At 72.0% G+C, this 9631-nt stretch carries 10 protein-coding genes; 8 read left to right on the top strand and 2 right to left on the bottom strand.

The window, feature by feature from the left end:
- The first annotated feature begins 367 nt into the window (after positions 1 to 367).
- The gene (locus tag G6R24_RS14645; RefSeq protein ID WP_338083865.1) at positions 368 to 1306 is read left to right on the top strand and encodes an ABC transporter substrate-binding protein; all 939 of its coding nucleotides are present in this window, start codon (positions 368 to 370) and stop codon (positions 1304 to 1306) included.
- Between the two features lies 1 nt (position 1307).
- On the opposite strand, the gene G6R24_RS14640 is transcribed toward G6R24_RS14645, so the two are convergent.
- On the bottom strand, positions 1308 to 2522 hold the full coding sequence (locus tag G6R24_RS14640; protein ID WP_391530326.1) for a DUF3027 domain-containing protein: 1215 nt from the start codon (positions 2520 to 2522) through the stop codon (positions 1308 to 1310).
- Here G6R24_RS14640 and G6R24_RS14635 point away from each other — a divergent pair.
- From G6R24_RS14635 to G6R24_RS14615, 5 genes are all read left to right on the top strand, one after another.
- On the top strand, positions 2503 to 3981 hold the full coding sequence (locus tag G6R24_RS14635; protein WP_391530325.1) for an MFS transporter: 1479 nt from the start codon (positions 2503 to 2505) through the stop codon (positions 3979 to 3981). The two genes, G6R24_RS14640 and G6R24_RS14635, sit on opposite strands and share 20 nt — an antisense overlap.
- 298 nt (positions 3982 to 4279) lie before the next feature.
- Entirely contained in the window at positions 4280 to 5254 is a 975-nt protein-coding gene (gene mqnB, locus G6R24_RS14630; RefSeq protein WP_163549807.1) for a futalosine hydrolase, read from the top strand.
- Positions 5255 to 5301: 47 nt separating this feature from the next.
- Positions 5302 to 6156 (top strand): 1,4-dihydroxy-6-naphtoate synthase, encoded by an 855-nt coding sequence (locus G6R24_RS14625; protein WP_163549806.1) that lies wholly within the window; start codon positions 5302 to 5304, stop codon positions 6154 to 6156.
- A gap of 96 nt (positions 6157 to 6252) precedes the next feature.
- On the top strand, positions 6253 to 6603 hold the full coding sequence (locus tag G6R24_RS14620; RefSeq protein ID WP_163549805.1) for a rhodanese-like domain-containing protein: 351 nt from the start codon (positions 6253 to 6255) through the stop codon (positions 6601 to 6603).
- 30 nt (positions 6604 to 6633) lie between these two features.
- The gene (locus tag G6R24_RS14615; protein ID WP_225438541.1) at positions 6634 to 7305 is read left to right on the top strand and encodes an HAD family hydrolase; all 672 of its coding nucleotides are present in this window, start codon (positions 6634 to 6636) and stop codon (positions 7303 to 7305) included.
- On the opposite strand, the gene G6R24_RS14610 is transcribed toward G6R24_RS14615, so the two are convergent.
- Positions 7245 to 7490 carry a hypothetical protein gene (locus G6R24_RS14610; protein WP_163549803.1) on the bottom strand — a complete coding sequence of 82 codons (246 nt, stop codon included), beginning with the start codon at positions 7488 to 7490 and terminating at the stop codon, positions 7245 to 7247. The genes G6R24_RS14615 and G6R24_RS14610 overlap by 61 nt on opposite strands.
- Before the next feature lie 238 nt (positions 7491 to 7728).
- Here G6R24_RS14610 and G6R24_RS14605 point away from each other — a divergent pair, with 238 nt between their 5' ends.
- On the top strand, positions 7729 to 8124 hold the full coding sequence (locus tag G6R24_RS14605) for a cold-shock protein (protein ID WP_163549802.1): 396 nt from the start codon (positions 7729 to 7731) through the stop codon (positions 8122 to 8124).
- Between the two features lie 579 nt (positions 8125 to 8703).
- A partial coding sequence (locus tag G6R24_RS14600; RefSeq protein ID WP_163549801.1) for a serine/threonine-protein kinase occupies positions 8704 to 9631 on the top strand: 928 nt, incomplete at its 3' end.

Genomic DNA, 9631 nt, shown 5'->3' with positions numbered 1-9631 from the left:
GGGGGCAAATCGGACACGAACACCCCCACAGCGACCCCGGTGCACCCTGCACACCCGCACCCCCAGCCGCGGCATCACGGAACGTGGCCATGGTTGAGGGTTGTGCCGCGTCGCACGAACAAGCCGGCAGAATCGTTGCTGACGGCAGACCCCACCGTGACGGTGTGCGATCACAGTTCGGGGGCGGCCGGGCGGGGCGCGGATCGGGATTTCCCACCTTGGCGCTGTCGTTTATGTCGGTTGCGGTTGCGGTGGGGCATCCGCTGCGGGAGGGTGACGGCCGAACCCGTCCAGAGACCACCGGAAGGCCGACCTCGTGACAGACCCGACAGCACTGATCGGAACGCGGCGTCGGCCACGTGCCCTGGTGACAGGCCTGGCCGCCCTGGTCGCCCTGATCCTGGGGCTGGCCGCCTGTGGCTCGGACACCAGCGGCGGAAGTTCGTCCGGTGCCACCGCGTCGTCCGCCGGGGGGACGCTCACGGTCGCCGACGCCGGCTTCACCGAGAGCAGGATTCTCGCGGAGATGTACGCGGCGCTGCTGGAGAAGGCCGGGTACAAGGTCGAGCGGACGTCGGTGCAGCAGACCGAGCTCGCCCAGTCCTCCCTGGAAAAGGGCATCGTGGACGCCATGCCGCAGTACGTCGCGACATACGCGGACCTGCTCAACACCGAGATCAACGGCGCGCCGGCGGCCTCGGTCTCCTCACCTGACCTGCAGAAGTCCCTGACGGCGCTGCGTTCCCTCGCCGGGCGCCGCGGTCTGACCGTGCTCAACCCGGCGTCCGCCGTCGACCAGAACGCCTTCGCGGTGAGCAGGTCGTTCGCCACCGAGCACAAGCTGCGAACCCTGTCCGACCTGGGAGCCAGCGGCCTGAGCGTCAAGCTCGCCGCCGGCCCGGAGTGCGCCACCCGGCCGTTCTGCCAGCCGGGGCTGGAGAAGACCTACGGCATCAAGGTCAGCGAGATCGTGCGCACCGGCGTGGACACCCCGCAGACCAAGGCCGCCGTCAAGGACGGCAAGGCTCAGCTCGGCCTGGTGCTGACCACCGACGCCACCGACGCCACCGTCGCCGACAGCGACCTCGTCGTGCTGACCGACGACAGGAAGTTGCAGAACGCGGACAACCTTGTCCCGATCGTCACCACGAAGTCGCTGACCCCGAAGATCTCCGCCGCGCTGAACAGCCTCGCCCCGGTGCTCACCACCGCCGACCTGGGCGAACTCAACAAGAAGGTCGACTCCTCCCGGGAGAAGCCGGCCGACGTCGCCCGCTCCTACCTCGAGGACAAGGGCCTGCTCTAGGTCAGGAGTGGCCGTAGGGCTCGGAGCCGGGACCGTCGCCTGACTCCTCCCCCGGCTCCGGGTCCGACACGGAGCCGGGGGTATGAGCCCCGACACCGATCAGTTCCACATCCGTGGGGACGAGGTCGCTGGGATCCTCGTCGAAGATGACCGGCTCCGGATGCGCCGACGGAGCCACCATCGCCTCGGAATGAGCACCGCAGCCGTGGTCGATCGACGTCACCCGACCGTCGTCCGGGGCGAGCTCGTTGGCGCACGCGCCGAACAGCCGACCCAACGCCCCAGCCAGGCGGACGTGAAAGCCGCAGGTCAGGCACGAGGCTGGCGCCACCTTCGCGATGGACGCGCCGGGGCCCGCCTCACCGGCGTACCAGCGTTCGACGGCCTCCTCCCGGCCGGCCACCGACAGCACCCGCGGCCGGCCCAGGCCGAGTTCGACGAAGTCGTCGGTGTCGATGAGCTCCTCGACGTCGGTCACCCGCAACGCGAGCCGCGGATCGTCGATCGCGGTCGGCAGCAGGTCGCCGACGCCGACATCCCCGGGGCGCAGCCGCTGCGACCACGGCACCCAGGCCGGAGCGAGCAGCGCTTCGTCCCAGGGCATCAGCACCACGTCGTCGACGGTCGCCTTACGCACCCGGGCTGCCCGGGTGACCACGATCGTCCACACCCAGCCGTAGTAGGCGGGCGATTCGCAGGCGAAACGGTGCAGGACGATCCGGTCGCCCTCGGCTTCGACACCGAGATGCGCACCGACCGCCTCCTCGCTGCCGGCCTCCGCGACGGCCGCGGCCCGGGCCAGGTCGACCGCGGCGGCACAGGCCGCGTCCACCCCCGAATCCCGACCTGCCCGCGCGCCCCGCGACTGTTCGGGCGCCACCGCGCCCGCACCGCCGGCCGGGGCCTCGCCAGTATCAGCCGGGAGTTCGCTGCCAGCCGGGGGTTCGCTGTCGGTTGGAGGCTGGGGTACCGCGGGTTCGTCGGTCACCGCGGGCAGGTCGAAGGCCGCGGGCGGCCCGGCGAGTTCGTCCGCGTGAGCCACCTCGACGGACGGGCTTGACACGGGCACGCGGGTTGACTCGGTCGCGGCGAAACGAGCCTCTGGAGCATCCACGCAACGTATTCTCACCCACGGACACGTGCGCTGCCCGACATGGTCGTGGAAGCGCGGGCCAGGGACGAGGACACTCGGCACGGTGAACGTGGTCAGAGGCATCTCGGGGGGCGCCCGTCGCCTGCGCACACGGGTCCGCGGGGCGGACGCGGAGCGCACCGGGTTGTCCTCGCTGACCGAGCTGTCCTTCGTGAACGCCGCCGGCGACGCGCTGGTCACCGTGGCGCTGGCCGGGTCGCTGTTCTTCTCGGTGTCCTCGGCCGAGGCACGGTCGAAGGTCGCCCTCTACCTGCTGATCACCATGGTGCCGTTTGCCCTGCTGGCACCGGTGATCGGGCCGCTGCTCGACCGGGTGGCGCACGGCCGGCGCACCGCTCTCGCCGCGCTCTGTCTGGCCCGGGGACTGCTCGCCTGGCAGCTGGCCGGCACGCTGGACGGGCTGTCGGTCTACCCACTGGCACTCGGGCTGCTGGTGCTCTCCCGCGCCTTCGGTGTCGCCCGCAGCGCCGTCACCCCCCGGGTGGCGCCGCCCGAACTCACCCTGGTGAAGGTCAATGCGCGCATCACTCTGATCAACGTCGTCGCCGGAGCGATTGTGGCGCCGGTGGGATTGGGCCTCGCGAACATTCCGTTCGTCGGCTACCCATGGGTGCTGCGGATGTGCGCGATCGTGTACATGGCCGGCGTGCTGCTGGCGTTCAACCTTCCCGGGCACGTCGATTCAGCGGCCGGTGAACTCCCGCTGCGGGCGGTGGCGATGGAGCCCGACGCCGCGGGGCCCGGATCGCGGGCCGGGATGCGGACCCGGTTGCGTGCCCGGATGCGCGCCGTTCTGGGCGCAATGCCGGTGGCGTTGCGGGCCACTCTGGTCCTGCGCGGACTGGTCGGCTTCCTCACCTTTTATCTGGCGTTCCTGCTGCGCACGAACGGCGGCAACAATCTGTGGCTGGGCGGCCTCGCCGTCGCCGCCGGTGTCGGCAGCGGGCTCGGCGTGGTCGCCGGTGGTCGCCTCGGCCAACGCCGGCCGGAGGGCATCCTGGTGCTGGCCATGATCCTGGCGGCCGGAGGGTGCGTCGGCGCGGCCGTCACCTACACCCGGCTCACCTCGCTGCTCGCCGCGCTGCTGGCAAGCCTCGCGGGCTCCATGGGCAAACTGGCGCTGGACGCGATCATCCAACGCGACGTGCCGGAATCGTCGCGAAACTCCGCTTTCGCACGCTCGGAGACGGCACTGCAGCTCGCATGGGTCGCCGGGGGTGCGATCGGCCTCGTCGAGATGCCCGGCACCCTGGGCTTCGCCCTTGCCGCGATCGTCGTCGTCATCACCGGCGTCATCCAGTCCCGCGCCCTGCACCAGGCCCGCCAGGCCGCCCGGGCCGGATTCACCGCGCGGCCACGGGTCCCGTCGGATCCGTGGCCGGGCGGCCCACCGGAAGCGCCGGTGGGTGTCGCCCCGGACCCGCAGGCCATGCCCGTCCCGACGTCCGCGGAGCAGACCTGGCCGCCGACCGAAACGATGCCCGCCGAGGCATACCAACCAGGCGGTCAACCACCGGGTTGACGTGCGGGGGCGATGGTCAGGCGGTAAGCACCTCGGTGCCCGATCCGGCGGGCGTCTCAACGCGGGTACCCCCGTTACACCGCCGCAGCCCACGCAATGCGCATGCCATGCCGCACACGGCCATCGACGACACGCAGTGTCGTCTGTGGTGCTATGGTCCGGCAACACGTCCGATTTGCACCACATCGAAAACCCCGTGCCGTTACCTTGCCGTCCGGTGCGGTGGCATTCAGGCGAATCGACCCGCACATTCAGGACGGCGGACGAGGACATTCCAGACGATGACACGGAGGCGGTCGTGAACCGCACCCTGATCGTCACCGCGGTGACCGCTGAGGCGGACGCGGTGTGCGCGGGACTTATGGGCAGCTGGTCACGCGGGCGAACCCGGCTACCCGCCGGCCCGGCGAACCTGGTCTCTCCCGACTGGGACCGTCAACTGCTCACCACATCCACGCTGGGCCCGTACGTGGGCCGGCGGCGCGGCCCGGTCACGGTGCTCGCCGCGGGCACCGGCGGACCCGCGGCGGCGGCCGGGGCGGCGACGGCGCTGGCTGTCGCCAACGCCAGCGGCCAGCCCTTCGACCTGGTGCTGATGATGGGCGTGGCCGGCGGATTCCGCGGCTGGGCCGAGATCGGCGATCTGGTCGTCGCCGAGCGGATCGTCGCCGCGGACCTCGGCGCCGAATCCGGTCTCGACGAGGAGCCGCCCGCGGCCACCACCCGGGTCAGCGAGCTTGACCGCAACCTCGGCTTCCACTCCACCGGCGCGCCGACCCACCGCGCCGGTGACGGCCGGGCCGGCGCCGAAGGCGCCTTCCTCACCCTGGATGACCTGGGCCTGGGCTCGTCCACGGCCCGCCCCGACCCGGAGCTGGTGGCCCGGTTCGGCACTGTGCTGGACGCCACCGGCCGGCGGATCGTCACCGGCACCGTCGTCAGCGTCTCGACCGTCACCGGCACCGAGCGCCGCGCCGCCGCCCTGACCGAGCGGCTTGACCCGGTCGCCGAGGCGATGGAGGGTTATGCGGTGGCACTCGCCGCCCGTGCCTTCGGGGTGCCCGCGGTGGAGATCCGGGCGGTCAGCAACCCGGTCGGTCGGCGTGACCGCGCGGCCTGGAACCTGCCGTCGGCACTGGCCAGCCTGCGGATGGCCGCCGCCGCCCTGGTGGCTCATCCCGAAGGCCTGGTCGCCGTCGCCGAAACGGTCGCCTCCTCCGGAGCCGGCCAGGGTGCGCACAACGGCAACGGCGTCGGCCCGCACACCGGGTAGCCCGACGCACCAGTGGCAGTGGGGCACCAGTGGCAGTGGAGCGGTGGATGAGCGTTGACACCCAGCCGGGCACGAACCGACCGGGGCAGCCGCGGCCGCTGTCCCTGGCCATCTCGCCCTGCCCGAACGACACGTTCTCCTTCCACGCGCTCCTGCACGGGCAGGTCAACGACGCGCCCGCGGTGACCGTCACCTACGCCGACATCGACGTGCTCAACGGTCGCGCCGAGCGGCGACGCGACGATCTGGTGAAGGTCTCGTACGCCGCACTGCCCTGGCTGCTCGCCGACTACCAGCTGCTGACCTCGGGCGGTGCGCTCGGACGCGGCTGCGGGCCGCTGGTGCTCACCGCCGGGCGCACCGATCTGCGCGGCGCCCGGGTCGCCATTCCGGGCACCCGCACCACCGCCTACCTGCTGTTCCGGCTGTGGGCCGCGGGTGTCGACCTGGCCGCGATCGACGTCCTGCCGTTCGAGCAGATCATGCCGGCGGTGCGGGCCGGTCGGTATGACGCGGGCCTGGTCATCCACGAGTCACGCTTCACCTACCCGTCCTACGGGTTGACGGCGGTGGCCGATCTCGGCGACTGGTGGGAGGGGGAGACCTCGCTGCCGATCCCACTCGGCGCCATCCTCGCCCGCCGCGAGCTGGACGGTCCCGCGCTGTCCGCGGTGGTGCGTGACAGCGTCGCGCGGGCGTTCGCCGACCCGTCCGCGTCCCATGAGTACGTCCTCGCGCACGCGCAGGAGATGGAATCCGACGTCGTCGATGCGCACATCAAGCTGTACGTCAACGAGTTCAGCCTCGATCTCGGTGACGAGGGGTTCGCCGCGGTCGAGGCGCTGCTGGCCCGCGCCGCCGCGGCTGATCTCGTTCCCCACCTCACCCAGCCGCTGCGCTGACCGCACCGGCCGCCGGACTCCCGGTGATTCTCGGTTCACACCCGGCTGGCCATCCGGGCATGGTTCGTCGGTGCGGGCGGATGGCAGGATGGGGCGGTGAGCTCTGACCAGATCCCGGCCGTAAGCGCCGACGACCTGCCCATCGACCTGACCACGGACGGCGCGCCCCTGCTCGTCGATGTCCGGGAGTCCGACGAGTGGTCCGCCGGGCACATCGCCGGCGCGCTGCACATCCCGATGGGGGATGTGGTCGCCCGCCTCGACGAGGTTCCCCGCGGCAAGGACATCGTGGTCGTCTGCCGCTCCGGGCGGCGTTCCGCGGCCGTCACCAGCTACCTGGCGCAGGGTGGCTGGCAGGTCCGCAACCTCACCGACGGCATGGTCGGCTGGCAGGCCCGCGGGCGTCCGATGGTCGCCGAGGGCGCCGCCGTCCCCACCGTGCTGTAACCGGTGCCGCGGTGGCGAACATCGACCCCGGTGGTCGGGTTCGACCTTGACCTGACCCTGCTCGACGCCCGGGCGGGCATCCGGGCGACCTTCGCGGCCCTGTCCGCGGAGACCGGCGTCGCCGACGACGGCGACGCCGTCGTCGGCCGGCTCGGGCCGCCCCTGGAAACCGAACTGGCCTACTGGTTTCCGGCCGCGCAGATCCCGGCCCAGGCCGATCGTTACCGGCAGTTGTACGCGGTGCACGCCATACCGGCGTCAACGCCGATGCCGGGTGCCGCGCGGGCCGTCGCGGCCGTACGCCGCCACGGCGGGCGGGTGGTCGTCGTCACCGCCAAGAACACCGCTCTCGCCCAGGCCAGCCTCGCCGTCGTGGGCCTGGCCGTCGATGTCGTCGAAGGCGCCCGCTTCGCGGACGCCAAGGGCACGGCCCTGCTCGAGCAGCACGTCGACATCTTCGTCGGCGACCACGTCGGTGACATGATCGGCGCCCGCGCCGGGGGTGCGCACGCGGTCGGCCTGACCACCGGCCCGTGCTCGGCGGACGAACTGCGCGCCGCCGGAGCCGACACCGTGCTCACCCACCTCGACGAGTTCCCGGCCTCGGCTCGCGGCCGAAGCCGCGAGCCGAGGCTGACCGCTCAGACGACCGGGGCGCCCTCACCCTGCTGGTGCGCGCCGCGCTCGACGTGCTCCCGGTAGGTCGCGGCCTCCCGCTCGGACACCGTCAGCCCGTCCGCGGTCTGGCGGGCCTGCGGGTCGTCCGGGCCGGCGGCCGCTCCCCGGACGGCTTCGTCCCGCTCCCGGCCGGCCTCGGCCGCCTCGACGTCATCCCGGGTACGAAAGTCCTCCGGAACCCGCGCGTCGTCATGTTCGAGCTTCGACATCGACTCGCTCCTCATCCTTGGGGGCCGGCCGTCCGGGGGAGGACGGCCGGCTCGGGTGTCGCGAGCAGGCATGCCCGCCGACCGTCGCGGATAACACGCGTCGGGAAGTCGTCACAGGTCAGGTCGATCCGAGCGCCGATCGCTACCGAAGCCCCACGTGTGGTGCGGTCGACCGATAGCCTGGGAGACCCGCAGCTTTCGCCGCGTTGTCCTGTCGTTACTCAGAACGAGGTCGCCCGTGCCCACCGGCAAAGTGAAGTGGTTCGACGTCGACAAGGGCTTCGGCTTTCTCAGCCGGGACGACGGTGGCGACGTTTTCGTCCACAAGGCGGCTCTTCCCGCCGGGACGGACCGGCTCAAGCCGGGTGATCGGGTGGAGTTCGGCGTGGCCGCCGGTCGGCGCGGTGACCAGGCGCTGTCGGTGCGGCTGCTGGCCGTGCCGCCGTCGGTCGCCAAGGCCGCCGCCCAGGCCCAGCGGCACAGCCCCGACGAACTGCACAGCATGGTCGAGGACATGATCAAGGTGCTCGACGACGTGCAACGCGACCTGCGCCGCGGCCGCTATCCCGACCGGCGCATCGCGCAGCGGGTCGCCAAGGTCGTCCATGCCGTCGCCAATGAGCTGGAGGCGTAGCCTCAGAGCTCGGGCGGCACCACGAAGCTCACCCGCCGGCCACATCCCCGGCACACCGCCACCCGCGTGTCCGGCTCCTCATCGGAGGGCACGAGGTGCCCGAGCGGAACCGGCCCATCGCACCAGGGGCAAAGCAGCCATGGCCCATGCACCTCACGCCGACCACTCCCCGCTGCCGACCCCCCCAGGCCCCCGCTGTCCGAGCCCGCACCGCCCGAGCCAGCGCCACCCGAGCTCTCGTTCGCGTCGGTGCTCATCGGCGACCGGGCGGCTGGCCCCGCGTCCGGCCGCGGCCTCGCTCATGGGTGTGCATCCCTCCACATTGCCCCACGGCCACGCGGAAACATCCCACGATCGCAACACATTGTCGTACAGCCGACCCGAACAGCCGACGGTCGGCCGGTGTGTGCCGATGAGCGCGCGCCGTGCGGCAGACTGCGAACGTAGAGCGCGCAGTGCGCCGGTCCGTGCGGCGAAGGTCGCGACGAGGCCGGGGACGCGGGTCGAATCGGGAGTTGAGAGGCATTCGGGTGACTAGCAGTGGGCGGCGGTCGTGACCTCCCCCGTACGGTGCTGACCATGGTGGACGACGCCGCGGGCCACGGCCGGCGCCGCAATGATCCCGGCGACCCGCTCAATCCGCACGAACCACGCGTGATCGGCCCCTACACGCTGATCAGCCGGCTTGGCGTGGGCGGGATGGGCACGGTGTACCTGGCCCGTACCACGGCCGGGCGGCGCGTCGCCGTCAAGGTCATCCGACCGGATCTGGCCGCCGACGAGGAGTTCCGCCGTCGTTTCCGGGCCGAGGTCGAGGCCGCCCGCCGGGTAGCGCCGTTCTGCACCGCCGAGGTCCTCGACGCCGACCCCTACGCCCCCGCTCCCTACCTGGTCACCGAGTACATAGACGGTGTCCGGCTCGACGAACAGGTCGACCGCGGCCCGCTGACCTCGTCCACCCTGACCGGCCTCGCCGTCGGCGTCGCCACGGCGCTGACCGCCATCCACAGTGCCGGTCTGGTCCACCGCGACCTCAAACCGAGCAACGTGATGCTGTCGCTGTCCGGCCCGCGGGTCATCGACTTCGGCATCGCCCAGGCGCTTGAGGGTGCCAAGGCCAAGCCGACCGCCTGGGGTTTCGGATCGGCCGGCTGGATGGCACCCGAACAGGTCCACGGCCATCCGATCGGTCCCGAGGCGGATGTGTTCGCCTGGGGCATCCTGATCGCCTACGCCGGGACGGGACGCCACCCCTTCGGCGAGGGCTCCGACATCGACCTCGGCATGCGCATCGTCGGCGCCCCTCCCGACCTGCGCGGCCTGCCCGAGCCGCTGGTCAGCCTGGTCTCCGCCGCCCTGGCCAAGCATCCGGACGACCGTCCCAGCGCTCGTGAGCTGCTGCTGCGCCTCGTCGCCGGCCCGCCGACCCATCGCGACGCCCTCGGACCCGCCTTCGGTCAGGTCGAGGAGCTGCTCAACCGCACCGGCGAGGTGCCCCGCCCCGGGT

This window comes from Candidatus Frankia nodulisporulans, from assembly GCF_902806475.1.
Classification (GTDB): Bacteria; Actinomycetota; Actinomycetes; order Frankiales; family Frankiaceae; genus Frankia; species Frankia umida.
Note: the sequence above shows the minus strand (reverse complement) of the source record. Positions and strands in the feature narration are given on the sequence as shown.